The organism is Betaproteobacteria bacterium (assembly GCA_016713305.1).
Classification (GTDB): domain Bacteria; phylum Pseudomonadota; class Gammaproteobacteria; order Burkholderiales.
In genome coordinates this window covers 21,357-45,293 of record JADJPK010000018.1, presented here as the reverse complement: position 1 = coordinate 45,293, position 23,937 = coordinate 21,357, and the positions used below count along the sequence as shown (strand labels likewise).

Annotated in this window: 25 protein-coding genes and 1 pseudogene; 17 read left to right on the top strand and 9 right to left on the bottom strand. The window is 65.4% G+C overall.

Annotated features, from left to right (window positions below; genetic code table 11):
• The first annotated feature begins 19 nt into the window (after nucleotides 1-19).
• Together bamC and IPK20_19495 are read left to right on the top strand one after the other, a co-directional pair.
• The gene (gene bamC, locus IPK20_19500; GenBank protein MBK8018678.1) at nucleotides 20-1,141 is read left to right on the top strand and encodes an outer membrane protein assembly factor BamC; all 1,122 of its coding nucleotides are present in this window, start codon (nucleotides 20-22) and stop codon (nucleotides 1,139-1,141) included.
• 15 nt (nucleotides 1,142-1,156) lie between these two features.
• Entirely contained in the window at nucleotides 1,157-1,921 is a 765-nt protein-coding gene (locus IPK20_19495) for an MBL fold metallo-hydrolase (protein ID MBK8018677.1), read from the top strand.
• A 104-nt stretch (nucleotides 1,922-2,025) separates the two neighbouring features.
• On the opposite strand, the gene IPK20_19490 is transcribed toward IPK20_19495, so the two are convergent.
• The 3 genes and pseudogenes from IPK20_19490 to IPK20_19480 form a co-directional block, all read right to left on the bottom strand.
• The gene (locus IPK20_19490) at nucleotides 2,026-2,277 is read right to left on the bottom strand and encodes a hypothetical protein (GenBank protein ID MBK8018676.1); all 252 of its coding nucleotides are present in this window, start codon (nucleotides 2,275-2,277) and stop codon (nucleotides 2,026-2,028) included.
• A 201-nt stretch (nucleotides 2,278-2,478) separates the two neighbouring features.
• The gene (locus tag IPK20_19485) at nucleotides 2,479-2,715 is read right to left on the bottom strand and encodes a hypothetical protein (GenBank protein ID MBK8018675.1); all 237 of its coding nucleotides are present in this window, start codon (nucleotides 2,713-2,715) and stop codon (nucleotides 2,479-2,481) included.
• A 317-nt stretch (nucleotides 2,716-3,032) separates the two neighbouring features.
• Nucleotides 3,033-4,184, bottom strand: a pseudogene (locus IPK20_19480) (cupin domain-containing protein).
• A 73-nt stretch (nucleotides 4,185-4,257) separates the two neighbouring features.
• Here IPK20_19480 and IPK20_19475 point away from each other — a divergent pair.
• Together IPK20_19475 and IPK20_19470 are read left to right on the top strand one after the other, a co-directional pair.
• The gene (locus IPK20_19475) at nucleotides 4,258-4,725 is read left to right on the top strand and encodes a peroxiredoxin (protein MBK8018674.1); all 468 of its coding nucleotides are present in this window, start codon (nucleotides 4,258-4,260) and stop codon (nucleotides 4,723-4,725) included.
• Nucleotides 4,722-5,210, top strand: coding sequence for an FKBP-type peptidyl-prolyl cis-trans isomerase (locus IPK20_19470; GenBank protein MBK8018673.1), 489 nt, complete (start codon nucleotides 4,722-4,724; stop codon nucleotides 5,208-5,210). Before IPK20_19475 ends, IPK20_19470 begins: the two co-directional genes overlap by 4 nt.
• Nucleotides 5,211-5,252: 42 nt before the next feature.
• Here IPK20_19470 and pqqE read toward each other — a convergent pair whose 3' ends face one another.
• The 5 genes from pqqE to pqqA (IPK20_19445) form a co-directional block, all read right to left on the bottom strand.
• Nucleotides 5,253-6,416, bottom strand: a complete 1,164-nt coding sequence (gene pqqE / locus IPK20_19465) for a pyrroloquinoline quinone biosynthesis protein PqqE (protein MBK8018672.1) — start codon at nucleotides 6,414-6,416, stop codon at nucleotides 5,253-5,255.
• Nucleotides 6,379-6,681 carry a pyrroloquinoline quinone biosynthesis peptide chaperone PqqD gene (gene pqqD, locus IPK20_19460; protein MBK8018671.1) on the bottom strand — a complete coding sequence of 101 codons (303 nt, stop codon included), beginning with the start codon at nucleotides 6,679-6,681 and terminating at the stop codon, nucleotides 6,379-6,381. The genes pqqE and pqqD overlap by 38 nt, the downstream gene beginning before the upstream one ends.
• Before the next feature lies 1 nt (nucleotide 6,682).
• Complete coding sequence (gene pqqC / locus IPK20_19455) at nucleotides 6,683-7,396, bottom strand: pyrroloquinoline-quinone synthase PqqC (protein MBK8018670.1); 714 nt, start codon at nucleotides 7,394-7,396, stop codon at nucleotides 6,683-6,685.
• Between the two features lie 17 nt (nucleotides 7,397-7,413).
• Nucleotides 7,414-8,328, bottom strand: coding sequence for a pyrroloquinoline quinone biosynthesis protein PqqB (gene pqqB, locus IPK20_19450; GenBank protein ID MBK8018669.1), 915 nt, complete (start codon nucleotides 8,326-8,328; stop codon nucleotides 7,414-7,416).
• Between the two features lie 95 nt (nucleotides 8,329-8,423).
• Nucleotides 8,424-8,495 carry a pyrroloquinoline quinone precursor peptide PqqA gene (pqqA, locus tag IPK20_19445; protein MBK8018668.1) on the bottom strand — a complete coding sequence of 24 codons (72 nt, stop codon included), beginning with the start codon at nucleotides 8,493-8,495 and terminating at the stop codon, nucleotides 8,424-8,426.
• Nucleotides 8,496-8,720: 225 nt separating this feature from the next.
• On the opposite strand from pqqA (IPK20_19445), the gene IPK20_19440 reads away from it, so the two are divergent.
• The 7 genes from IPK20_19440 (at nucleotide 8,721) to IPK20_19410 (ending at nucleotide 16,762) form a co-directional block, all read left to right on the top strand.
• Nucleotides 8,721-10,775: a TonB family protein gene (locus IPK20_19440; GenBank protein ID MBK8018667.1), complete on the top strand. Its 2,055-nt coding sequence runs from the start codon at nucleotides 8,721-8,723 to the stop codon at nucleotides 10,773-10,775.
• Nucleotides 10,776-10,779: 4 nt separating this feature from the next.
• Nucleotides 10,780-11,754, top strand: coding sequence for a prolyl aminopeptidase (gene pip, locus IPK20_19435; protein MBK8018666.1), 975 nt, complete (start codon nucleotides 10,780-10,782; stop codon nucleotides 11,752-11,754).
• 7 nt (nucleotides 11,755-11,761) lie between these two features.
• Nucleotides 11,762-13,525 (top strand): PAS domain S-box protein, encoded by a 1,764-nt coding sequence (locus IPK20_19430; GenBank protein ID MBK8018665.1) that lies wholly within the window; start codon nucleotides 11,762-11,764, stop codon nucleotides 13,523-13,525.
• A gap of 26 nt (nucleotides 13,526-13,551) precedes the next feature.
• Complete coding sequence (locus IPK20_19425; GenBank protein ID MBK8018664.1) at nucleotides 13,552-14,172, top strand: response regulator transcription factor; 621 nt, start codon at nucleotides 13,552-13,554, stop codon at nucleotides 14,170-14,172.
• Nucleotides 14,173-14,302: 130 nt separating this feature from the next.
• The gene (gene pqqA / locus IPK20_19420; GenBank protein ID MBK8018663.1) at nucleotides 14,303-14,374 is read left to right on the top strand and encodes a pyrroloquinoline quinone precursor peptide PqqA; all 72 of its coding nucleotides are present in this window, start codon (nucleotides 14,303-14,305) and stop codon (nucleotides 14,372-14,374) included.
• Nucleotides 14,375-14,418: 44 nt separating this feature from the next.
• The gene (pqqA, locus tag IPK20_19415) at nucleotides 14,419-14,490 is read left to right on the top strand and encodes a pyrroloquinoline quinone precursor peptide PqqA (protein MBK8018662.1); all 72 of its coding nucleotides are present in this window, start codon (nucleotides 14,419-14,421) and stop codon (nucleotides 14,488-14,490) included.
• Between the two features lie 79 nt (nucleotides 14,491-14,569).
• Nucleotides 14,570-16,762: a TonB-dependent receptor gene (locus tag IPK20_19410; GenBank protein MBK8018661.1), complete on the top strand. Its 2,193-nt coding sequence runs from the start codon at nucleotides 14,570-14,572 to the stop codon at nucleotides 16,760-16,762.
• A 106-nt stretch (nucleotides 16,763-16,868) separates the two neighbouring features.
• Here the strand turns inward: IPK20_19410 and IPK20_19405 are convergent, their stop codons facing one another.
• A complete protein-coding gene (locus tag IPK20_19405) occupies nucleotides 16,869-17,633 on the bottom strand; it encodes a hypothetical protein (GenBank protein MBK8018660.1) in 765 nt (254 codons plus the stop codon).
• Between the two features lie 618 nt (nucleotides 17,634-18,251).
• On the opposite strand from IPK20_19405, the gene soxY reads away from it, so the two are divergent.
• From soxY to IPK20_19375, 6 genes are all read left to right on the top strand, one after another.
• Nucleotides 18,252-18,710 carry a thiosulfate oxidation carrier protein SoxY gene (soxY, locus tag IPK20_19400; GenBank protein MBK8018659.1) on the top strand — a complete coding sequence of 153 codons (459 nt, stop codon included), beginning with the start codon at nucleotides 18,252-18,254 and terminating at the stop codon, nucleotides 18,708-18,710.
• Between the two features lie 10 nt (nucleotides 18,711-18,720).
• Nucleotides 18,721-19,032, top strand: coding sequence for a thiosulfate oxidation carrier complex protein SoxZ (gene soxZ / locus IPK20_19395; protein ID MBK8018658.1), 312 nt, complete (start codon nucleotides 18,721-18,723; stop codon nucleotides 19,030-19,032).
• 83 nt (nucleotides 19,033-19,115) lie between these two features.
• Nucleotides 19,116-19,910, top strand: a complete 795-nt coding sequence (soxA, locus tag IPK20_19390) for a sulfur oxidation c-type cytochrome SoxA (protein ID MBK8018657.1) — start codon at nucleotides 19,116-19,118, stop codon at nucleotides 19,908-19,910.
• Entirely contained in the window at nucleotides 19,907-20,509 is a 603-nt protein-coding gene (gene soxX / locus IPK20_19385) for a sulfur oxidation c-type cytochrome SoxX (protein MBK8018656.1), read from the top strand. The genes soxA and soxX overlap by 4 nt, the downstream gene beginning before the upstream one ends.
• Nucleotides 20,510-20,519: 10 nt before the next feature.
• Nucleotides 20,520-22,235 carry a thiosulfohydrolase SoxB gene (gene soxB, locus IPK20_19380; protein ID MBK8018655.1) on the top strand — a complete coding sequence of 572 codons (1,716 nt, stop codon included), beginning with the start codon at nucleotides 20,520-20,522 and terminating at the stop codon, nucleotides 22,233-22,235.
• A gap of 137 nt (nucleotides 22,236-22,372) precedes the next feature.
• Nucleotides 22,373-23,677, top strand: coding sequence for a PEP-CTERM sorting domain-containing protein (locus IPK20_19375; GenBank protein ID MBK8018654.1), 1,305 nt, complete (start codon nucleotides 22,373-22,375; stop codon nucleotides 23,675-23,677).
• Nucleotides 23,678-23,937: the final 260 nt, after the last annotated feature.

The window sequence follows — 23,937 nt, the reverse complement described above, 5'->3', positions numbered from 1 at the left end:
GCTTGTCAGGAGTGCCGCCATGCGGACGGTACTGTGTTCCGTGGTCGCGGCTGTCCTCGCGGCCGGTTGCTCCGGCGCGCTGGACGGCAAGAAGATCGACTACAAGTCGGCCGACAAGCTGCCGCCCCTGGAAGTGCCTCCCGATCTTTCGTCTCCGGGTGCCAATACGCGTTACTCGGTGCCTGACGGACCCGCCGGCGACAAGACCACGTACTCCGAGTACGAGAAGTCCCGGGCCGCGCAGGGAACGGCCGTCCCCGTTCAGGCGGGTGTGCTTCCTCCGGCCCCTGACCGGGTCCAGATGCAGCGCGCCGGCATCCAGCGGTGGCTGGTCGTGAAGGCCCCGCCGGAACAGGTCTGGCTCACCGTGAAGGATTTCTGGCAGGAGAACGGATTCCTGATCGCGGAGGAGGACCCCAAGGTCGGTTACATGGAGACGGACTGGGCGGAATTGCGGGCCAAGATCCCCGTCGGCGGTCTCACCGGGTTGCTCAACAAGGCGCTCGATTCGGTCGTGTCGCTGCCGGAACGCGACAAGTTCCGCACGCGCCTGGAGCGGAGCGCGGACGGCACGGCCACCGAGGTCTTCGTCAGCCACAAGGGCATGGCGGAGGTCTACTACCGCGAACGCGACAACAACACCCGCTGGCAGGTACGTCCTTCCGATCCGGAACTGGAAGCGACGATGCTGGGCAAACTCGCGGTGCGTCTCGGTACCCAGGAACAGCAGGTGAAGGCGCTGGCGACCGTGGCCGATACGGCCGCGCCCCGGGCGTCACTGGTGAAATCGGACGTGGGCAGCGCGGTATCGCTTACGGACGGCTTCGACCGGGCCTGGCGCAGGGTCGGCCTTGCCCTGGACCGCAGCGGTTTCACGGTCGAGGACCGCAACCGGGCCGATGGCATCTACTTCGTGCGCTACCAGGATCCCGAAGCCGAGGCTCCTCGCCGGAAAGGAGCCTCCAAGCTTGCCTTCTGGCGCAGCGACGAGAAGAAGGGGCCGGAGGAATTCAAGATCCAGGTCGCCTCGCCCAAGGGGGGCAGCGGCTCGGAGGTGAGGGTTCTCACGCAGGCCGGCGCCGCCGACGAAAGCGACACGGCAAAACGCATCCTCGCGCTGCTCGTCGAACAGTTGAAATAGCGGTCGCCGCCGGCGATGCGCTTCGCGTATCTGGGCAGCGGCAGTCAGGGCAACGGCCTGCTGGTGGAGTCGCAGGGGAGCAGGGTTCTGCTCGACTGTGGCTTCACCCTCAAGGAAACGACGGCCCGGCTGGCGCGCCTCGGAGTCGCAGCCGGGGACATCTCCGCGATCGTCGTGACGCACGAGCATGACGATCACCTGGGCGGAGTGGGCCGGCTTGCTCGCAAGTACCGTGTTCCCGTCTGGGCCACTTACGGAACGGTGCGCTGCTCTGCGGGGAGTCTCGAGGGTGTCGATCTCCGCTTCATCGAGGGCTATCGGGCCTTCTCCGTCGGTGCCCTGAACGTTCAGCCCTATCCCGTACCCCACGATGCGGGGGAGCCGGCCCAGTTCGTCTTCGGCGATGGCCATCGGCGCCTGGGTGTGCTCACCGACGCCGGGGTGACGACCGATCACATGCGCGAGGTTCTGACCGGTTGCGACGCTCTCGCCCTGGAATGCAACCATGACCTCGACTTGTTGCGTGCAGGACCTTACCCGCCGTCGCTGAGGCAACGTATCGCAGGCAGATTGGGGCACCTCGACAACGGCACCGCCGCCCGCTTTCTGGCAAGCCTGGACCGGTCGCGTCTCCAGCACGTCGTCGCGGTCCATCTCTCTCTGCAGAACAACGCACCCGATCTGGCTCGGGCCGCGTTGGCGGAGGCGTTGGGGTGTTCGACCGACTGGATCGGAGTTGCCGACCAGTTCGAGGGCCTGGACTGGCGGCAGATCGCCTGAGGGACCATGCGCCACCTTTGCGGGGCGCGTCCGCCGGAACGAAAAAAAGGCCGGTTCTTTCGAACCGGCCCTTCAGCACGAAGCGGGCGACTGCCCGCTCGAGATTACTTCTTCTCTTCGGGCTTCTGCTCGGCGGGCGCGGCGGCGGGAGCAGCAGCGTCAGCCGGCTTGGCGGCGTCGGCCGGAGCAGCAGCGTCGGCCGGCTTGGCCGCGTCGGCGGGCGCCGGAGCAGCGGGCGCGGGCTCGGCGGGCTTTTCCGCAGCGGGAGGAGGAGGCGGGGGCGCCGGTTCTTCTTTCTTGCCGCAAGCGGCGAGGCCAAGGGCCAACAGGGCAGCGATCAGGAGAGCGCGAGTCATGTGAGTTCAGTCCCAATAAGTGAAACGAGTGAAGCGAACGGTAAAACCATCGGCAAATCAATCCAGTCTGTCGCACTGCACAAGCGATTCGGGAAGCACGACACCACATCCCGACAAGTACTTATGAACAACTCATGCATGCGAACGCGCGGAGTGTAACAGGATCTTACAAACTATTTCCAGAGGTAACGCGCAAAAAAATCACAGTCCGAGGGTCGTCGCGGGGCTTGCAGGATCCGACGCTGCCCAGATTTCGAGGAACCGCTCGGTCAAGGGCTTGGTCTCCGCCGGCGCGTTCAATGCGAAGGCAGCTCGCGGCGAGTCCACGTGGAACCGGTGAAGAAAATGGCGGTCGTCCACGATCGTCAAGGGATCCTGCGCGTGACGGGCTTCGGGCCGGGTCTCACGCACACTGATGACGTGGGCGAAGGTTTCCATGAGGACCGCCAGGCGAGGGCAGTCACGTCTGAGGGTGGAGGCGTCATGCAAGGCGATTCGGAACTCGTTGCGCGGGCTCGCCAGACAGAACGCGCGCAGGGAATCGATTCGGGCCGGACGGTTCCAGGCCGGGCTCAGCGACCGATCGAACAGCAGGATCCGCCGTCGCGCAGCGGCAGCATCAGATCCGCGCATTCCTCCAGCTCGGCTTGACTGGAAACGGAGCGTTCCAGTTTCATTTCGGACGATGAGTCGCTCATGATCACTTCCTTCTCGACGAACGAACGGTGAGGGGCCGCATGCGCCGGCAACCGGGATCAGGCCGGCGGATCCATGACGATGAAACCGCTCGCATACCACTCCCGCAACAGCTCTGCCAGGGGGCGTGGAACATCGCCCACCAGCGCATGACGCGAGTCCGACAGTTCGCGAAGGACGGCCGGGATTCCGCGGGGAAAGCGATAGGGCTCGCCGTTGAGAAACACGGTCCGGCTCCCGTACAGCATCGACGATTTCCTGTGCAGGCGGGTGCTTCGCCGGCAGAGCAGCCGCGCGAACGCGGCCGGACCGGGGACGCTCGCCGGCGGATCGAAGAACACCTGCGGTTTCGGCTCGGACAGGTAGCGTCCAAGGAATTCCTCGACGTCCCTGCGCTGCCACCTCACTTTCCGGATGGCGTCGCTGGCCGCATCGATCAACCGGGAAGGTAGTCTGCCGGGTGCGCGCGTCGGCGCAGCACCGGGATCCGCGTACCGCCCGGGCAGCTCCACCCTTTCGGCCAGGTCAGCGAGGAACTGCCCGGCCATTTCGGTGCAGGCAGGTGCACGAAAGCCGATGGAGTACGTGAGGCATTCGTCGAGGGCCACGCCGTCGTGCGCGTACTTGGGGGGAGGTACAGCATGTCGCCGGATTCGACGATCCACTCCCGCGAGGGCTCGAATCGCTTGAGGATCTTGATGGGAAGATTCTCCACAAGTGACAGATCGGCCTGGGAACCGATCTGCCAGCGGCGCCGGCCGGGACCCTGAAGCAGGAAGACGTCGTACGAGTCGAAGTGCGGTCCGACGCCACCGCCGGGCACCGCGTAGCTCACCATGAGATCGTCCAGCCGGGCGTGCGGCAGGAATCCGAACCGGTCGAGAAGTGCGGCGCCTCGATCATCGTGAAGATTCACTCCCTGCGCGAGCAGAGTCCAGTCGTGTTCCGGCAGCTTGGCCAGCTCCCGCGGCCGGAACGGCCCGTGCCGCAGTTCCCACGAGTTGTCGTGCCGGATGACGAGTCTGGACTCGACGTCGTCACGCTGGGCGAGCGCGAACATGCCGCGCCGGTCGAGGAATCCCGTGGAAGCCGGGCAACGCCTGCCGAACCAGATGTGCCCTGCGGTGCCAGTACGTTCGCATGAACGCCGCCGGCGTCGATCGGCCCAGAAGCGGGGTGGCAGAAGCAGATTTCGTGGCCCTGGCAGTCATCGTCTCTTCGTGGGGAGATGCGCAATTCAATTCAGTTAGAATCGATCGTGACGTGATCGAGGAGCCGCCGTCAATGCTGAAGGAAGGAGACCCCGCGCCTCGTTTCGACCTGCCCGATGCGGAAATGAACATGGTCAGTCTGGATTCGTTCCTGGGCAGGAACCACGTCGTGCTTTACTTCTACATCAAGGATGACACGCCGGGCTGCACCATCGAGGCCATCGATTTCAGCGACCTCGAGGACTCCTTCAAGCGGCATCACGCGATCGTCCTCGGGGTCAGCATGGACGACTGCCTGGCGCACGGCGCCTTCCGCGACAAGCATGGCATCGCCGTGGAACTGTTGTCGGATCCCGACGGAGACGTGTGCCGCCAGTACGGCGTGCTGGTGGAGAAGGAATTCGAAGGGGGACGCCGCCGCTGCGTGCAGCGATCCACTTTCGTCATCGATCGCCGGGGGCACGTCGTGCGTGCCATGTATGGCGTGAGCCCGCGGGGCCACGCCCACGAAGTCTTGAACGTCCTGAAAGGAATGCAATGAGCGTTGCCATAGAAAAGAACACCGTCGTCTCCCTGAGCTACGAACTGGCCGATACCGACGGCGTCGTGCTCGAAAAGACCGACAGTCCCATCACCTATCTGCACGGCGGACATCACGGAATTTTTCCGCGTGTGGAGGAAGCGCTGGAGGGCAAGCGCGCCGGCGACGAATGTTCCGTGCGGCTGGAACCTGAAGATGCCTTCGGCGACTACGACGCGCAGTTGATCCGCATCGAGGCACGCAACCTGTTTCCCAAGAACGTCGCGGTGGGCATGCAGTTCCAGGGCACGTCGCAGGAATCCGGGCACGTGACGGTATACACGGTCACCGACGTCACGGACGACAAGGTGGTCGTCGACGGGAATCATCCGCTCGCCGGCAAGGCGCTGCAGTTCTCCTGCACGGTCACCGAAGTGCGCAAGGCCTCCCGGGAAGAGATCTCCCACGGGCACGCGCACGGCCCCGGCGGACATCACCACCACTGAACAGGCATCGCGCGATCCCGCCCGGCGGGATCGCGCGATGCCTCACTCGACCTTCTGCAGTTTCCCGCGCGCGTCCGCAAACGACCGCGAATTGCGGTCATCGCGAAACACGATCGGCTTGACCCCGGCCGGCAGTTGCGGAGCCTGCGCTCTCGCGACCGCTTCCGTGATGAGTTCGTGGTGAGGAGAGAGATCGCAGACCGGATCTGCGTTGGCGGGGTCCCCGGTAAGCATGAAAGCCTGGCAACGGCAGCCGCCGAAGTCCTTCTCCTTCTCCGGGCACGTGCGGCAAGGCTCCTTCATCCAGCCGTCTCCCCGGTAGGCGTTGAAGCCCGGCGAGTCGTACCAGATCCAGCGCAGATCGTGATCCTTCACGTTGGGGAAGGAGAGGCCCGGCAGCATCCGCGCTTCGTGACAGGGCAGCACCACGCCATCGGCCGCGATGTTGACGAAGATCGATCCCCAGCCATTCATGCAGGCCTTGGGGCGCGATTCGTAGTAGTCGGGATTGACGAAGTAGATCTTCATCTTGTCGCCGACCTTCGCGCGGAATGCGTTGGTCACGGCTTCGGCATGCTGCAACTGTTCCCGTGTGGGCATCAGTTGCTCGCGATTCTCCATCGCCCACGCGTAGAACTGCGTGTTTGCCAATTCGACGAACTCCGCACCCAGAGTCTCGGCCATCTCGAGAATCTGCTGCGTGTGATCCAGGTTGTGCCTGTGCATCACGCAGTTGAAGACCATCGGATAGTCGTATTTCTGGATGAGATCCGCCGCGCGCTTCTTCAGCTCGAACGTCTTGGTGCTGGAGAGCCAGTCGTTCATCTCGCGCGAGGAGTCCTGGAACGAGAGCTGGATGTGGTTGAGGCCGCCCTCCTTGAAGGCGGCGATCCGTTTCTCGGTGAGTCCGATGCCCGACGTGATGAGGTTCGTGTAATAGCCCAGGCGTCCGGCTTCCGCGATGATGACTTCGAGGTCGTCGCGCATCAACGGCTCGCCCCCGGACAGGCCGAGCTGCACCAGTCCCAGCTCGCGACCCTGCCTCAGCACCCGCAGCCATTCCTCGGTCGTCAGTTCGGGGCCGTATCCGGCGTAGTCGACGGGGTTGTAGCAGAAGACGCAGTGCAAAGGGCACTTGTACGTCAGCTCCGCATTGAGCCAGTGCGGACTACTGGGCGTTCGCGGGGCGGATCCAGCCGTTCCCATGTGCCACCTCCAGGAAATCCACCACGTCGGCACGCAGATCCGGCGCCTCCGGAAATGCCGACTGGAGAGCCTCGACGATGCTGTCGAGACTCTTCGTGCCGTCCACCCGCTTCATGATCTCGCCGGCGCTGCCGGGCAGTTTCACCATGCCTTCGGGGTACAGGAGCACGTGACAGTTCTGCGCGGGTTCCCACTGGAACCGGAAGTACTTCGCGATCGACAGCGGTACGGAGTGATCGAAGGCGACACGCCTGGGCTCGCCCATGTCAGCCCACCCGGTGCGCGCCGATGCCGTAGTTGACCATCATCGCGTCGCACATGGTCCACAGCACATCCAGCTTGAACTGCACGATGTCCAGCGCACGCTGCTGCTGTTCGCGGGTGCGGAAGTAATCAAGCGTCACCCGCAGCCCATGCTCGACATCGCGGCGTGCTTCCGACAGGCGCTTGCGGAAGTAGGCGTACCCCGACTGGTCGATCCATGGATAGTGCTGCGGCCAGTTGGCCAGGCGTTCCTTGTGGATCTCCGGCGCGAAGAGTTCGGTGAGGGAGGAGCACACGGCTTCCTGCCATGGCCGGGTGCGGGCGAAGTTGATGTATGCATCCACCGCGAAGCGGACGCCGGGCAGCACGTGCTGGAGCGAGGTCACTTCGGAGCGCTGCAATCCCACCGCGTCGGCGAGCGTGAGCCACGCTTCGATGCCGCCTTCGTCGCCTGCCGTGCCATCGTGATCGATGATGCGCTGGATCCACAACCGCCGATGATCGCGGTCCGGCATGTTGGACATCACCGCGGCGTCCTTCACCGGGATCGCGATCTGGTAGTAGAAGCGATTGCACACCCATCCCTGGATCTGCTCGCGGGACAGCTTGCCGCTGTTCATCGCCACGTGGTACGGGTGATAGATGTGGTACCGGCTGCCCTTCGCACGCAACTGCTGTTCGAATTCTTCCCGGGTCCAGGGCAGGTTCTCGGCCATTCCCATGAGCGTGTTCCTCAGATCTCGATGTCCATTCCGTCGAACGCGATCTCGATGCCCGCCCTTGCGAGCGCGGCGCGCTCCGGCGAGTCCTCGTTCAGGATCGGATTGGTGTTGTTGATGTGGATGAGCACCTTGCGGCGCGCGCGCAACGGCGTCAGCACTTCCATCATGCCGCCCGGACCAGACTGCGGCAGATGGCCGATGTCGCGGGCCCGCTTGCGGGAGATGCCCAGCGTGACCATTTCGTCATCGGTCCAGAAGGTCCCATCCACCATGACGCAGTCCGCCGTCTCCAGATAGGGCTTCAGATGAGGTTCGATCTCTCCCAGGCCGGGGGCGTAGAACAGCGATCCGCCGGTTCGTGCATCCCGGATGAACATGCCGATGTTGTCGCCGTCGTGCGGATTGTCGCGGTGCGGAGAATAGGGAGGCGCCTTGCTCCTGAGCACTACTGAGGTGAACTGCAGCTGTTCGGCACCGGGAATCTCGAAGCGGTTCTCCGGTTCCACCGGAATGCGGTGCCAGTGCACGCCGCAGTAGTGCCCGAGAATGTTGAACAACGGATTTCCCGTGGTCATGTCCTCTCGGACCATGTCCGTGCAGTACAGTTCGAGTGGCTTGCCTTCGCGCAGCATCAGCAGGCCGGTGGTGTGATCGATCTGCCCGTCCATGAGCACCACGGCCCGGATGCCGGTGTCCCGCAACGAGCGCGCGGGCTGCAGCGCGGGAAAGGACTTGATCTGCGCGAGGATGTCGGGGGATGCGTTGAACAGCACCCAATCGACGCCATTGCCGCTCACCGCGATGGACGACTGAGTCCTGGCCGATGCCCGCATCGTTCCCTTGCGCAGACCGTCGCAGTTGGGACAGTTGCAGTTCCACTGGGGAAATCCGCCGCCCGCGGCGGCACCCAGAACACGGATCTTCATGACTTTGCCTGGACTTGATCGAGCGATTCAGCGCCGGGGCAGGCGCCTGGACACGCGAAGGATCCGGGGGACCCTTCGCGGACCGTCGTCGCGAATCAGCGATTCGCGATGTACATCGTGACTTCGAATCCGAAACGCATTTCGGTGTATTCAGGCTTGCTCCACATGATGACCTCCAGGTGATAGAGAGTTCAGGGATGAGCGGCACTGCAATGCCGCTCTTCTCGGAGTCGTCGGTCCCATCCTGTTCCGCACCCCGGCAGAGGGCTTCCGGGATCGGCATCGACGACTCCTGGGACGCAAGTCTCTTGCATGCGGCAGCACCTTCCCTCGAAAAAATCAGCAATGTGGTCTCATGAAATTCATGAGTTTCGCGGCCCGGCGCGCGGGTGATGATTCACGGCTCTGAGCGCCGCGCCAGTTCGTTGCACGACAGCACGTACGGCGCGGTGTCGTCCTCGCGCAACTCGCCGTGGTATGCCGACCGCTCGTTCATCGCGGCCTTTGCCGTCTCGTTGCTCGCACACGTTCTGTTCGTTGCATTCGGGCCCGAGGTCCGCAGGCCGCAGGCGCGCAAGACGGAAGTCGTCGAGATCCGCCTGATCGAACCCGCGAAACCGCCGCCACCGCCGCCCGAGCCACCACCTGAACCGGTGGTGAAGCCGAAGCCCGCGCCGAAGCCTGTGAAGCTTGCCAAGGGAAAGCCCCCGCGCAAGGCCGCATCTGCGCCCCGGCTTTCTGCGAAGGCGGATCTACCTCCGCCATCGCTTCCGGCTCCTCCGGCAAGCCCTGTCCAGCCGCGCATCGATACCGCGCCGAGAATTGCAGGGACTGTCCGGCCCGAGGTCGGGGCTGCTGCGCCCCGGCTCGATCCGCGTCAGCTCGCCGTTCCGGACGCCACGGTACTTCCCCAGCCGGCACGTTCCGAATCGCGTCCCCTCGCAGGCGCGAAGGCCGTGCCGGACCTGCGGGCAGCGCCGAGGCTTCAGGCGTCGACCGACGTTCCCAGGCTCACGGCCCCTTCGGTGCAGGCCAGTGCGGACGTACCCGCAGCGCGCAGGCCCGATCCGGTGGCTGCCCCGAAGCCGTCCTTGCAACCGGAGATCCGCGCGGCGATCCGTCCGGAGGCGTCGACCGACGTTCCCAGGCTCACGGCCCCTTCCGTGCAAGCCAGTGCGGACGCACCCGCGGCGCGCAGGCCCGATCCGGTGGCTGCCCCGAAGCCGTCGCTGCAGCCGGAGATCCGCGCGGCGATCCGTGCGGAAGCATCGCTCGACGTTCCGCGGGCGGGTGCGGCGGTCCCCGCTCCGCGCGAGGATCATCGTGCGCCCCACCGGGTGGAGGCCGTTGCGCCGGCACGTCCGGAGCTCAAGCCGGATGTTCGTCCGGATCCCCGTCCCGATGTCCGGCCCGCGGTGGCCGCTGCGCCGTCGGCTCGTCCCCCGGTCGAAACCCGCCCCGACGGTGCCGCGCCCGCCATCGTGGCCCGTCCTGCCGAGTCTGCGCGTGCTCCCGCGCGAAGCGAAACGGTGGTTGTTGCCAAGCCCGCCGTATCCGTCATGCCGGATGCGCACGAGAGCGTCGAAGGGCCGCGGTCGACGGCTGCCCCGGTGCTGCGGACGGAATCCTCGCCGGTGTCCAGACCCGCGCCTGTGCCCATCGTGCGGCCCGAGACGCGTCCCGCCGAGCGTCCCGTGATCGCCGAAGCACCCGCCCGCGACACCCCGGTCGCTGTGGCGCCCCTGGACCGGCCCGTGCCTCCCATCAAGCCGGTTCCCGAGGCACATCGAGTGGAGACACGGCCCGAGGTGACGCGGACCGCGCGTCCCGACGTCGCCCTGGAGAAACCGGCCACGGCCAGATCCGCGGACGTCGTACCTCCGGCATCTTCCGCCGCGCGGCCGGAACTCCAGGCCGCGCGGACGGAGCCTGCCAAGGAACCGCGTCCTGCCATCAGCGTGGATCGCCCCGCCATCGTCGTGAGCGCGGCGGCCCCGGGGCGGCCCAAGCCCTCGGCCGTGCCTTCGCTGCCCGCCGCGCCCGTTCTGGGACGAGGAAAACCCGAATCGGCGCATGCTTCCGGTCCGCAGGCCGCGGCGGAAGGCACCTCGCGTCCCGAGATCGCACCGGTCCCGGGCACGGGCGCCGTGGATCGTGCCGCATTGGAAGCGTACGGTCTGCGTCTGTCCCGCGAGATCGGCAAGGACCAGCGCTATCCCAAGCGGGCGCAGATGACGGGACAGCAGGGAACCACCGAGGTCCTGGTCCGGATGGGGCGCGATGCGAAGATCAAGGACGTGACGGTGGCGAAGTCCAGCGGGTTCGCGCTGCTGGACGAGGAAGCCATCGAGAAGGTCAAGCGGGTCCGGACGCTGCCCAGGCCGCCCGACGACTTCAAGGGCAGGGAATTCACCGTCATGATCCCCATCGTGTTCCGACTGGAGTGACCCCGTGAACGACGCACCGGCGAATGCGGCCACAACGCTCTTTCCGCCCATCGAGCCGTATCGCGCCGATCTGATTGCCGTCGATGGCGGTCACCGGCTGTACGTGGAGCAGTGCGGCAATCCGGACGGCGCGCCGGTGCTCTTTCTCCACGGGGGGCCCGGCAGTTGCATCAAACCCGACCACCGCCGCTACTTCGATCCTTCGCAACACCGGATCGTGCTGTTCGATCAGCGTGGCTGCGGCCGCAGCGCGCCCTCCGGCGCAACGGCGTTCAACACGACCGCGCACCTCATCCAGGACATCGAGCGCATTCGCGAACTGCTGGGCGTGGGTCGCTGGATGATGTTCGGGGGTTCCTGGGGAAGCACGCTCGCGCTGGCCTATGCGCAGGCACATCCCGCAAGGGTGAGCGCGCTCGTGCTGCGCGGAATCTTCACCGCCTCGCGTTCGGAACTCGAATGGTATTTCGCCGGATTGCGCCAGTTCATTCCCGATGCCTGGGACGCTCTTCACGAGGTGGCACCCCGCGCAACCTGGCCGCAACTCGTGAGCCTCTACCATGAACTGCTTCAAGGCGCCGATCGTCCGCGGGCCCTCGCTGCGGCCGCGCGCTGGAATGCCTACGAGTCGGCCATCATGTCCATCGGCGAGGGATCGTCGGTGTCGCCAGCGGCGACGTCCGACGATGGAGCGCTCGCCCGAGCCCGCGTGCAGGTGCACTATCTCAAGCACGGCTGCTTCCTGCGCGACCGCCAGCTTCTCGATGACGTCCACCGGATCGCGCACCTTCCGTGCATCCTCCTGCACGGGGCCATGGATTTCGTCTGTCCGCCGGTCACCGCCGTCGAACTCTCACGGCGTTGGCCCGGCGCCCGGCTTGTGATGATCCCGTCGGCGAAGCACGCGTCGTCGCACCCCGCGTTCGAACGCGAACTCATGGCCGCGGCCGGGTCCTTGCGCGCACTGGCACGCGCGTGATGTGCCCATGAGCCTTCACTTCCGGATCAACCTGCTGATCACCGTTCTCACGGTGCTGTTCACGGCAGCGGTGCTGAACATCGTGGTGGAAGACACGCGGCGATCCATCCGGGAGGAGATGGAGGGCGCCAACCGGGTCACGCTGCAACTTCTGTCCACCGTGATTCGCGATGCCCAGGTGGTTTCCCGCGAGGAGGGCGACATGCAGGACGTCCTGCTGTCGTTCCTTCGAGAACTCGGCCGTGTCCGGGCGCACGAGATCAAGCTCTTCGACACCGATGGCGCGGAGGTCTACACGTCACCTCCCTCGGTGTACAAGGTGGGCCGTTCGGCGCCGGATTGGTTCGTGCGCCTGGTCCGTCCCCGCCTGCCGGTCGTCAATCTGCCCGCGCATGGTGCCAACGTGACGGTGACCGTCGATGCCTCCCGGGCAGTTCTCGACGCATGGGACGACCTCAAGACGCTGGTGGCGGTCGTCGCAGCGTTTCTCGTCGCGGTCAACGTGCTGGTGTTCTTCCTGATCGGCCGCTCGTTGCGGCCGGTGGAATCCATTCTTGCGGGGCTGCAGCGCATGGAACAGGGCGATCTCTCCGCCCGCCTGCCCCGCCTGGCGACTCCGGAGTTCGAGGCGATCAGCCACACCTTCAACGGGATGGCGGAGAAGCTGGAGCGGAGTCTCGCCGAGAACCGGCGGCTCGCGCTGATCGCCCAGCAATCGAGCGACGCGATCATCATCCTCGACCTCGAAGGGCGCGTCTCCTACTGGAACCCGGCCGCCGAGCGGCTCTTCGGTTTCACCGCGGACGAGATCGTCGGCCAGCCGTCCCGTCTCCTCGTGCCGCATGACCTCCTGGCGGAACTTGCGGACCATTCGACGGCGCTGCGCCGGCGCGGAACGATCGACCACCTCGAGACCCGGCGGCGCACCCGGGACGGGCGGCAGATCGACGTCGCACTCGCTGCGGCGCCCTTGATCGATCCTTCTGCCGACGAAGTGATCGGCGAGATCTACTCCATCCGCGATGTCACCGAACTCAAGCGGGCGCGCGAGGCCGAAGCGGAACTCGAGCAGAATCGCCGTCTCACGCGGCTCATCCAGTCGAGTCTCGAGGAGGAGCGCCGCACGATTGCTCGTGAACTTCACGACGAACTCGGACAGTGCGCGACGGCCGTACGCACCATCGGGACGGTGATCGCACGGAAGACCGAATCGACGCAGCCGGACATCCATGAGGGCGCCCGGATGATCGTCGACACGGCGGGGCGCATCTACGACGCCTTGCACGGCATCATCCGGCAGTTGCGCCCCAGCGCGCTGGATCACCTGGGATTGAAGGAAGCGCTCGAGGAAGCCGTGATGCAGTGGCGAACACTGCACCCCGAGGTGGCGTTCGTGCTGGAGGTTCACGGGGACACGAACGGGCTCGGGGAGACCGTCAACATCACCGTGTACAGGATCGTGCAGGAATGTCTCAACAACATCGTGAAGCACGCCCGCGCGACGCGGGCCGAGGTGCGGGTGGACAGAACGTCCCGCCCGGGGCACGATGAATTGCGCGTGAGCGTGCGCGACGACGGGCGGGGGCTCAGCGAGCCCGATGCCCAGCGCGCCACCCGCTTCGGATTGCTCGGAATGCGCGAGCGCGCCGAGGCCCTCGGCGGCACGTTCGAACTTCGCAGCGGCGAAGGCGAGGGTCTCGCAGTGAGCGTGTCGCTGCCGCTGGACGCTGCGCTCACGCCCGACGCACCGGAAAAGATTCCAGGAAAATGAGCACGAGCGATCTCATCATCAAGGTCATGCTGGCGGACGACCATGCCGTCGTGCGCATGGGTTTCCGGTTGCTGCTGGAAGGATCGCCCGACATGCGCGTGGTGGCCGAGGCGGAAAGCGGCGAAGACGCCATCAAGCGCTATCACGAGGTGCATCCCGACGTGCTCGTGCTGGATCTCTCCATGCCCGGGATGGGGGGGCTGGAAGCGTTGTCGCGGATTCTGGCCCGGGAGCCGGGCGCGAAGATCCTGGTGCTGACGGCACACGAGGACAGCCAGCACGCCAAGAGGGTGCTGAAGGCCGGCGCGCTCGGGTATCTCTCCAAGCGGACGGCGCCCGATGCACTGATCCAGGCGATCCGGCTCGTCAATCAGGGGCGGACCTACCTCGAGCCCGCGATCGCCCAGGAGATCGCGGTGCGGCAGGTGAGCGGGGATCGCAGTCCGGTGGACATGCTGTCCGAAAAGGAATTCAAGGTGTTCCTGGCGCTCGCCCGTGGCCAGAGCGTCGCCGACATCGCTCAGGTCATGTCGCTGAGCCCCAGAACCATCGGCACCCATCTCTACAACATCAAGCAGAAACTGGGCGCCGCCAATTCCGCCGAACTGGCGATTGTTGCAATGCGTCATGGACTTATGGATCCCTGAGTCCCCGCGCGCTCATGAAAATCATGAGGCCCGTTTCAGTGTTTTGCCGTGGCGGCGGTGAGGTGCGATGCGGAGAATCGTTTCTGACCCGAACACGGTCTCCCGAAACCACCGACACGAGGATCCGATCATGTGGACCAAGCCTGAATACACCGAAATGCGCTTCGGCTTCGAAGTGACGATGTACATCGCCAACCGCTGAACGACAGCGGTCCCTTCCGACACCACCGACTCGAGGAACCGATCATGTGGACCAAACCTGAATACACCGAAATGCGCTTCGGCTTCGAAGTGACGATGTACATCGCCAACCGCTGAACCGGTTGAACGATCCCGGCGAAGGGCCGCTGTCAAAGCGGCCCTTCGCTTTTGTCCAAGATCGCGTTCGAGCCCGAGAATGCTCCGCGAACTCCGGCGGCACTGTCGTGCCGTCCTCAAGAAAACCAGCCAGTTGGAGATGTCGATGTACGGATTCCGCCCCGCAGAGGGTCTTCCTTCCCGCAGCCGCACTGCGATTGCCGTTGCGTTCGCCTGCCTTGCCATTGCCGAAGCGCAGGCTCAGAGCACCGTCCGCTCGGCGCCCGTGGTGGTCTCCGCAACCCGCACCGAGAAGTCGAGCCTCGATCTTCCGGTGGCCATCGACGCGCTCGACAATCGCGCGTTGACGGAGGCAAGGCTGGGTGCGAACGTTTCCGAGACGCTGCCTCGCGTTCCGGGCACGTATGTGCAGAACCGCGAGACCTACGCGCAGGAGCAGCAGATCGTCATCCGCGGTTTCGGCGCCCGGTCGCAGTTCGGCACCCGGGGCGTGCGGATCTACGTGGACGGGGTCCCGGCCAGCACGCCGGATGGGCAGGGCGCCAGCGGTAACTTCGATTTCGCCTCGGCCTCCCGCGTCGAGGTCATGCGAGGTCCGTTCTCCGCCCTGTACGGCAACCACTCCGGCGGCATCGTCCAGATCTTCACCGAGGACGCGCCGAAACAGCCCACGCTGTCCGGCAACCTGGCTTTCGGCAGCTTCGACACGATGCGCTACGGGCTCAAGTTCGGCGGGCGTTACGGCGACGTCGGCGTCACGGCCAGCGGCAGCTATCTTTCCACGGAAGGCTACCGCCAGCGCAGTTCGTCCGAACGCTATCTGTTCAACGCCAAATTCGACGCCAAGGTGGGCGAGTCGTCCAAGCTCACGGTCGTGGCCAACTACATGGACCAGCCGGAGGATCTCGATCCGCTGACGCTGAACGCAGCGCAGGTAGCGGCGAATCCACGCCAGGCCCGACCGGACAACGGATCCACGACCGCGGGCGGTTCCAACGAGTACAAGACACGCCGGAGCCTCGACAACAAGCAGGTCGGCCTGGTCTACGACATCAATCTCAATGCACAGGACACGGTCCGGCTCATGACGTATGCGGGTCAGCGCAACAATCTCGGCTTTCTCGCCCTTGCGGGAACGGGCGCAGCGAGTTCCGGCGGAGTTTCGGAACTCTCACGCGACTATGGCGGCGGCGGCGTGCGCTGGACCCGTAACACCGAACTGTTTGCGGGCCAGCCGCTCACGTTCACGGTGGGCGCCGATTACGACCTGGCTCTGGAAGCGCGCAAGGGATATGTCAACAACGCCGGCGTGGCAGGCATCATCAAGCGCAACGAAGACAACCGCACGCAATCCTGGGGCATGTACGGCCAGCTGGAATGGCAGCCGATCTCCACGCTGTCCACGTTCGTGGGCCTGCGCTATACGCAGGTGTCGTTCCGCTCCAAGGACTACTATCTGACCACCAATCCCGACGACAGCGGTTCGGCGAGATACGATGCGTGGACGCCGGTGATCGGAGCCCTCGTCCGGGTGACACCGCTCATCAACGTGTACGCCAACGCAGGGCGCAGCTTCGAGACGCCGACGCTGATCGAGTTGGCGTACCGCAGCACCGGAAGCGGCCTGAACTTCGCCGTCCAGCCCAGCACGAGCAATCACTACGAACTCGGCACCAAGATGCTGGTGACCGACAACCTGCGCATCAATGCCGCGTTGTTCCAGGTCTACTCGAACCGGGAGATCGTGGTGGACGCGAACATCGCCGGCCGTGCCGTCTACCGCAATGCCGGTGCGACGCAGCGATCCGGACTCGAACTGTCCGCCGACAGCGAACTGGGAGGTGGCTTCTTCGCCTACGCTGCCTATACGTATCTGCGTGCCACGTTCGAAGACGCGTTCACCAGCAACGTCGGTTCCGTGGCGAAAGGCGCGCAGCTTCCCGGCGTTCCCCGGTCGTCCCTGTATGTCGATCTCAACTGGCGTGACCCCGCCACCGGCATTTTTGCCGGCGTGGAGAACCGCTGGGTGACGAAGGTGTACGCCAACGACACGAACACGGCGTTCGCGGACGGATATCAGCTGACCGATCTGCGCACGGGTATCAACAAGGACCTGGGCGGTCTCATGGTCCAGGGCTTCGTGCGCGTGAACAATCTGTTCGGCGAGAAGTACATCGGCGCCGTGGCGGTGAACGACGGCAACGGCTACTTCTACGCGCCGGCGCCAGAGCGCAACTTCCTCTTCGGTGCGTCGGCTTCGATGAAGTTCTGAGCGGAGGCCTCCGCGGCGGTCTCATGGAGCCGTTCCAAGAGAAAAGGCCGCGTCGAGCGGCCTTTTCATTTCCTGCAGTGGGCGGACAGCCCGGGTGACTTCCCCCTCAGTGGAACGCCCCGCGACCGAGATTGAGATACTTGAGCCGCAGATGCTCCACCATCACTGCCAGCAGATTGGCCTGCAGCTCGTCGAGAACGGCATCGCTCATCCCTTCCTCGTGGAGGTCGGCCATCGTCGACCCCGGAATGCCGGCGGACAGGCGGGTCGAGAAAGAAAGCTTGCCTCCCACGCCGATCACATCGATGAGCCCGCGCGTTCGCAGTTCATGCAGCAATTGCTCTTCGGTCTGACCGGTCTTCATGAGATCGCGCAGTTCGTCGACCGTGATGCCGCCCAACCGGGCGTGATTGCGGGCTGTGCGGTACCAGTCCGGCAGCCCCAGTGGGCGCCCGGGATTGCTCCGGAGCGGCGGGGGCATCTGGCGGATCGATCCATCGGTTTGCAGAGCGCCGAGATCGACCTGTTGCGGATAACAAGGGCCGCACCGGCCCATCGTCTCGCCGGCCGACCAGTAGCGGACCACCAGATCCACATCGTTGAAGAACGTCTGCTGGATGTAATCCAGCACGTCGTCCTTGACGCCCGCTTCCCTCAACTTGCCGAAATCGGACCCCCGCAGCGCATAGGTGGTCCGGGTGGTTCGCAGTGCGCGGATGATGCTGTCGGGCGAATCGCCCTTCTGGCTGCGGGTGACCACGTCGGAGAGCAGGAAGGGTTCGCGCATGCCGGCGACCGCGCCGGTGGACACGAGGAGCAGGGCAATCAGCGCTGGCCGGCAGGCTCGCCAGATCAGTGCGGCATCAAACACGGACTCAGGGTCTCCCTCTTGAAACGTGTTGCTGGTGCGGGACGGGCAGGGCGAGAGTCTGACTGCGCGCGGCGCCGGTAAGTTGCGGCAACGCGGCAGAATCGATGGCTCCCGCCCCCGCGGAATTGCGATCCAGACCGCCCGGGGGCACAGCACATCGGGCATGAGGCAAGGCGCGCTCCTGCTCTGCGGAACACCGGAGCGTACACGGGTTTGCCTTCAGGGTCCTGCATGCCGACCGTCCATTCCTTCCGTGCAGGCGAGGCAAGAAACCCGGCAGCTGCCGTGCGTTCTTCCGTTGACGCATTCCGGCATGGTCGCGGCAAGCGCTGGCCATCATCCCACTTCCCCCGTGTACATCGTCTAGTGGTTCAAAGTTACGGACTCGACGCATGAAATGCAAGCACACCGGCCTCCGCCGTCCGCGCGCGGGATCGGAGGTATCGGGGCGAGGGCGGGTGCCGGACGCACGGTATCATTGCCGCCCGTCGCCGGACGTCGTCCGTTCGGCCGCGCACCCGTTACCCGGGTGAATGGAAACCATGAGTCCCGGGAGGCGTCGAACGTCTCGCCGGCCGTCAAGACCGGTACTCCCGTACAACCCGGAGGCGAACGCCGATGAACAGACGTGACTTCCTGCGGGACGGCAGTTTCGCGGGACTCGCCGCGGCCCTGGCCGCCGCGGGCTGGATTCCCGCCGCCCGGGCGGACGAATGGAACCGCATCGCCTTCGAGGCGAAAAGCGTGGAGGACGTGCTCAAGGCATTGGGCGGAGGCGCCGCGAGTTCCGCCGGATCGGTGGTGATCACGGCTCCTGAACTGGCGGAGCACGGCGCCGTAGTGCCGATCGCCGCCGTGAGCCGGGCACCCGACACGGACGCTCTCGCGATCCTCGTGGAAAAGAATCCGAACACACTGGCTGCCCTGTTCTCGTTTCCCCCCGGCACGGCGCCCGAGGTCAGCACGCGAATCAAGATGGCACAGACATCCAACGTGTATGTCGTTGCACGCTCCGGCGGCCGCTTCGTCCATGCCGTCAAGGAAGTGAAGATCACCCTGGGTGGTTGCGGAGGCTGAGGAGGCGGCGATGGGCAATCCGATGAAGGTGCGAGCGCGGACGGAGGGCGACTCCACGGAGGTGAAGATCCTCATGAGTCACATCATGGAAACCGGCCAGCGCAAGAACGACAAGGGCGAGACGGTGCCGGCCCATTTCATCCAGAACGTCACCGTGATGCACCAGGGCAGGGTCGTGCTGACCGCGCAATTCGGACCGGCCGTATCGGCCAATCCGTTCGTCGGATTCAAGTTCAAGGGGGGCGCCAAGGGCGAGATCCTCAAGGTGTCGTGGCGGGACAACAAGGGCGACTCCCGGTCCGACGAAGTCCTGATCTCCTGAGCGGCGGGAGCACGGCCCCGACGCGCAGTTCGTGAGAGGCAACACGAATGCAATGGCACGAGAACTCCGGTACGTGGCGGGCGATGGCGGTGGCGGCAGCTCTCTCGGGGCTTGCGCTCGCGCTGCCTTCGTCGGTGACCGGGCAGGAACGTTCCGCCAGCGAGGAGATCGCCCGCTACCGGCAGATGCTGGAGGATGACAACCCAGCGGAGCTGACCGAGCTGAAAGGCGCCGAGCTCTGGCAGACCGCGCGCGGCCCTCGCAACGTGTCGCTGGAGCGCTGCGATCTGGGGCAGGGCCCGGGCGTCGTCGAGGGGGCCTATGCGGCGCTTCCGCGCTATTTTGCGGATACGGACCGCATCGAGGATGCGGAATCCCGCATCGTCACGTGCATGGTCGAACTGCAGGGCTTTTCCCGGCAGGAGGCCCAAGAGGGCTGGTACAGGGCCGGTTCCGACGTCGAGGCGCTGGTCACGTTCGTCGCCGGCCAGTCCCGGGGCCGCCGCATCGAGGCAGCCGCGACGCATCCGCGCGAAGCCGAACTGCTCGCCATCGGCGAGGAACTCTTCTTCCGGCGGTCCGGCCCCCTCGATTTCGCGTGCGCGACCTGCCACGCACAGGACGACCGGCGAATCCGCCTGCAGGAACTCCCCAACTTCACGGACGCGGCGAGCGCCCGGGTTTCCATGACGGTCTGGCCCGCCTACCGGGTTTCCCAGAGTGCCGTGTGGACCATGGAACGCCGTCTGGTTGACTGCATCCGGCAGATGCGCCATCCGGAGCCGGAATTCGCCTCCGAGGCCGTCATCGCGCTGGAGCTCTATCTGCAGCATCAGGCCAACGGCGGCGTGATGCAGGCGCCGGGGATCAAGCGATGACGAGACTGCTGGCCGCCCTGGTCTTCACCGCCCTCTCCGGCACCGTTCTCGCGGCCGACGCCGAATCGGTGCTCCGCCAATCCCATCCGCGCGCAACTCCCGAAGAATGGCGAACGCGTCTGGAGCAGGACCGTGTCCAGGCGCTTTGCAGCCGGTACCGCAACCGCCCGCCGGCCGGCGTGGCCGAAGAGATCGCGAAATCCGAAAGCGAAAGCTTCCGCTATCCGGAGAGCGGCCGGCTGATGGGAGACTGGCGCGCCGGAGAAAAGCTGGCCGGCATCGGCACGGGCGGGCATATCGGACGCATCCAGCCCGACCCGCCCGGCAGGCGCAAGGGCGGCAACTGCTATGCGTGCCATGTGCTGGCGCCCACGGAAGTGTCGGCAGGCAACCTGGGACCGATTCTTACCGGTTATGGAAATCGCCACGGCCATTCGCCGGAGGCACAGCGTTACACCTACCGTAAGATCTTCAACCCGCAGGCCTACTTTCCCTGCACCAGCATGCCCCGCTTCGGGCACAACGGCTGGCTCACGCCCGAGGAGATTGCCGACGCCGTCGCTTTCCTGCTCGATCCGGAATCGCCGGTGAACCGATGACCCGCATCGAATGAGGCGCCGCGAGTTCCTGCAGGTGCTCGCGGCCGGAGCCGCCTCCGGCCTTCGGCTCGACGCCCGCGCGGCGGCACAGGGGGACGATGCCGGCTTCTACGCGGTTCCGCCCTTCTGCAATGCTAGCGTGCTGCACATCACGGACAGCCACCCCCAGCTTCTGCCCGCTCGGTTCCGCGAGCCCCGTGCGAACCTGGGCGTAGGCCCTGCACGAGGCAGGCCGCCCCATCTGGTGGGCGAGGCGCTCCTGCGGCACTTCGGCATTCCTGCCCATTCCCGGCAGGCACACGCCTTCACCCATCTCGACTTCGAATTCGCCGCACGACGCTTCGGTCGCGTCGGCGGCTACGCCCACCTGGCGACGCTTCTGCAACGGCTGCGCGCGGACCGCCCGGGTGCTCTTCTGCTGGACGGAGGCGACACCTGGCAGGGTTCGGCCACGGCGCTATGGACGCGTGGCGAGGACATGGCCCGGGCGAGCGTCCAGCTCGGTGTCGACGTGATGACCGGTCACTGGGAGTTCACCTATGGCGCGGAAAGGGTGCGGGAACTGGTCGACGGCCCGCTCGCGGGCAGGATCGATTTCGTCGCGCAGAACGTCCGCACGGCCGATTTCGGCGACGAGGTGTTTTCGCCCTACGTCATCAAGGAAGTTCAGGGCACGCGCATCGCGGTCGTGGGACAGGCCTTTCCCTATACGCCCATCGCCAATCCGTCGCATCTTGTTCCGGACTGGACCTTCGGCATCCAGGAGGAGAACCTGCAGAAAAGTGTGGATTCCGCGCGGGCGGCGGGGGCCGCGATCGTCCTGCTGCTTTCCCACAACGGCGCCGACGTGGATCTGAAACTCGCCAGCCGCGTGAGCGGCATCACGGCCATCCTCGGCGGGCACACGCACGACGGCATTCCCGCCGCGCTCGAGATCTCGAACCGCGGTGGCCGCACCCTGGTCACCAATGCGGGCTGCAACGGCAAGTTCGTGGGCGTGCTGGACCTCGACGTTCGCAAGGGCAGGCTTGCCGATTACCGCTACCGGCTTCTGCCTGTCTTTGCGGACCTTCTCCCGCCCGAACCCGGCATGCAGGCGCTCATCGACGGGCTGCGCGCACCGTTCGTCTCCCGGCTTGCCCGGCCCCTGGCAAGAACGGAAGGGGTGCTGTACCGGCGCGGCAACTTCTCCGGCACTTTCGACCAGCTCATCCTCGATGCCCTGATGGAAGTGAAGGGCGCCGAGATCGCATTCTCGCCCGGATTCCGCTGGGGTCCGACGCTCCTGCCCGGCGAAACGATCACGATGGAGGACCTGATGGCCCACACGGCCATCACCTATCCGCATGTCACGCTGTCCTCTCTCACAGGGGAGCAGATCAAGACCATTCTCGAAGACGTGGCCGACAATCTGTTCCATCCAGATCCGTACTACCAGCAGGGCGGCGACATGGTCCGGGTGGGCGGGCTGCGCTTTTCCATCGCGCCCCGTGCCGAACGGGGGAAGCGCATCGATCATCTTCGTCTGGGTGGCGAGCCGCTCGATGCGCAACGGACTTACAGGGTGGCGGGATGGGCGCCCGTGGCCGAAGGCGCCACCGGGGAGCCTGTCTGGGAAGTCGTCGAGGCGTACTTGCGCGACCGTCAGGCGCTTCCTGTTCCAGACCCTCTCCGCCCGGAGGTCGTCGGGGAGCAGGACAACCCGGGTCTGGCGCTGACCCACTGAACCGCGCCTCGAGTCGAACTGCGCCGCAGCATTTTTTTGCGTCCGGTCCGTGTTTCGGGGTTGCCGACAAATCTAACGAGTGTTAGGTTTCCCGTGGGGCTGAAAAGCACCGATACACGCTACATGGAGACCAAAACATGAGTCAGAAGCGCCTTGCCGGCGCAGTTCTGGCAGCCGGGGTCGGGATCGCCGCGATGGCGCCTGCCCAGGCTGTCGACCTGCTGTCCGGGTTCGGCGGTGTCCGGGACTACGGCACCGAGTTCCTCTTCCGCAACGACGACTCTTCGACGAACGAGCTGACGCTGCCCTTCGCCGTCAACTTCTTCGGCCAGACCCACACCACCTTCTTCGTCAACAACAACGGCAACATCACCTTCGGCCAGGCCTACGGCAATTTCACGCCCGAACCTTTCCCTCTGAACGTCCCCATCGGCGGCGGGGAAGAGGGAGGTGGAGAAGGTGGCGGAGAAGAGGTGCCCACGCTGATGGCGGCGGTGGCGCCGACCATGGGCATCATCGCTCCCTACTGGGGCGACGTGGACACGTCGGCCGATCCCGGTGACGACAGCAACATCGTATGGGTGCATTCGCCCAACGAGAACACGGTCGTGGTCACCTGGGACAAGGTCGGCTACTACTCGGGTCACAACGAACTGCGCAACGACTTCCAGCTCGTCCTGCGCAATCGCGGGGATACCGGCGAAGGCAATTTCGACATCGACTTCCGCTACAAGACCCTGCAGTGGACCACCGGCGACGCCAGCGAAGGCTCGGGCGGCCTCGGCGGCATCCCGGCCCAGGCGGGGTTCGATGCCGGCGACGGCATCCACTTCTTCACGCTGCCGGGTTCCCGCACCGACGCCGTGCTGGAGTTGCAGAACACCAGTAACGTGGCCGCGGACAGCCCCGGACTGTGGACTTTCGCCGTGCGCAACGGCAGCCTTCCCGACGGCTCCACGCCCTCGAATCCGTTGCTTCCTGTCGTGAACGAGGATGGCTGGAGCTTCCAGTTCAACATCGAGTCCGGCCAGCGCATCTTCATCGATCCGCTGGTGGCGGTCGGCTACGACTACATCGTCGACAGCGGTCCCGCCATCACCTCCATCCTGCTCCCTACCGTCGGGGACAACGTCTTCGAACTGTGGCTGTGGAACGGTACCGAGTGGGTCAACAGCGGCGAAGTGCTGCAGGCAGGCGTCGAACACCTGTTCGCCACCGGGCAGACGCGGGTCCGCATCCTTGGCATCGAAGTGGATGCCAACCTGGACCCCGAGAACACCAGCGCGTTCGTGACCGGTCTCACGTTCGACGGCTCGGGTGTGGTCAGCATGCGGCAGGTGCCCATCACGGCCGCAGTGCCCGAACCCGAAACCTGGGCGTTGCTGGGCCTGGGCCTGCTGGTCGTCGGCCACGCCAGCCGCCGGATGCAACGCCGCGCCTGATCGCGCAGCGCCTCACGCAGCGAGAAAGCCCGTGCTTGCACGGGCTTTTTTCTTTGACTCGCGGCAATGGCAGATCTTTCTTTGATCGCAGTCGAGCCGAGCCACCCCGTCGCGAATTGACAGTTGTCAATGATCGGCTTCAGGGCGGACCATACGATCGCGATTTCAAAGGGTGCCAGGGCGCATTCTCCGGTGTCGGTTCTTCCGGACAAGCGTCTTCACGAAGATCGCCGCGGGCTCTGACCACGAAGGCGAAGCGT

Excerpts from the sequence above, each read along its gene's own strand:
- pqqE (MBK8018672.1), bottom strand. The coding sequence starts at position 6,416 with ATGGGAACGGCTGGATCCGCCCCGCGAACGCCCAGTAGTCCGCACTGG.
- soxX (MBK8018656.1), top strand. The coding sequence starts at position 19,907 with ATGACGAGACTGCTGGCCGCCCTGGTCTTCACCGCCCTCTCCGGCACC.
- IPK20_19475 (MBK8018674.1), top strand. The coding sequence starts at position 4,258 with ATGCTGAAGGAAGGAGACCCCGCGCCTCGTTTCGACCTGCCCGATGCG.
- IPK20_19430 (MBK8018665.1), top strand. The coding sequence starts at position 11,762 with ATGAGCCTTCACTTCCGGATCAACCTGCTGATCACCGTTCTCACGGTG.
- soxY (MBK8018659.1), top strand. The coding sequence starts at position 18,252 with ATGAACAGACGTGACTTCCTGCGGGACGGCAGTTTCGCGGGACTCGCC.
- IPK20_19490 (MBK8018676.1), bottom strand. The coding sequence starts at position 2,277 with ATGACTCGCGCTCTCCTGATCGCTGCCCTGTTGGCCCTTGGCCTCGCC.
- IPK20_19410 (MBK8018661.1), top strand. The coding sequence starts at position 14,570 with ATGCTCCGCGAACTCCGGCGGCACTGTCGTGCCGTCCTCAAGAAAACC.
- IPK20_19375 (MBK8018654.1), top strand. The coding sequence starts at position 22,373 with ATGAGTCAGAAGCGCCTTGCCGGCGCAGTTCTGGCAGCCGGGGTCGGG.
- soxZ (MBK8018658.1), top strand. The coding sequence starts at position 18,721 with ATGGGCAATCCGATGAAGGTGCGAGCGCGGACGGAGGGCGACTCCACG.
- IPK20_19440 (MBK8018667.1), top strand. The coding sequence starts at position 8,721 with ATGATTCACGGCTCTGAGCGCCGCGCCAGTTCGTTGCACGACAGCACG.
- soxB (MBK8018655.1), top strand. The coding sequence starts at position 20,520 with ATGAGGCGCCGCGAGTTCCTGCAGGTGCTCGCGGCCGGAGCCGCCTCC.
- pqqC (MBK8018670.1), bottom strand. The coding sequence starts at position 7,396 with ATGGCCGAGAACCTGCCCTGGACCCGGGAAGAATTCGAACAGCAGTTG.
- IPK20_19470 (MBK8018673.1), top strand. The coding sequence starts at position 4,722 with ATGAGCGTTGCCATAGAAAAGAACACCGTCGTCTCCCTGAGCTACGAA.
- IPK20_19425 (MBK8018664.1), top strand. The coding sequence starts at position 13,552 with ATGCTGGCGGACGACCATGCCGTCGTGCGCATGGGTTTCCGGTTGCTG.
- pqqD (MBK8018671.1), bottom strand. The coding sequence starts at position 6,681 with ATGGGCGAGCCCAGGCGTGTCGCCTTCGATCACTCCGTACCGCTGTCG.
- bamC (MBK8018678.1), top strand. The coding sequence starts at position 20 with ATGCGGACGGTACTGTGTTCCGTGGTCGCGGCTGTCCTCGCGGCCGGT.
- IPK20_19495 (MBK8018677.1), top strand. The coding sequence starts at position 1,157 with ATGCGCTTCGCGTATCTGGGCAGCGGCAGTCAGGGCAACGGCCTGCTG.
- pqqB (MBK8018669.1), bottom strand. The coding sequence starts at position 8,328 with ATGAAGATCCGTGTTCTGGGTGCCGCCGCGGGCGGCGGATTTCCCCAG.
- IPK20_19485 (MBK8018675.1), bottom strand. The coding sequence starts at position 2,715 with ATGGAAACCTTCGCCCACGTCATCAGTGTGCGTGAGACCCGGCCCGAA.
- soxA (MBK8018657.1), top strand. The coding sequence starts at position 19,116 with ATGGCGGTGGCGGCAGCTCTCTCGGGGCTTGCGCTCGCGCTGCCTTCG.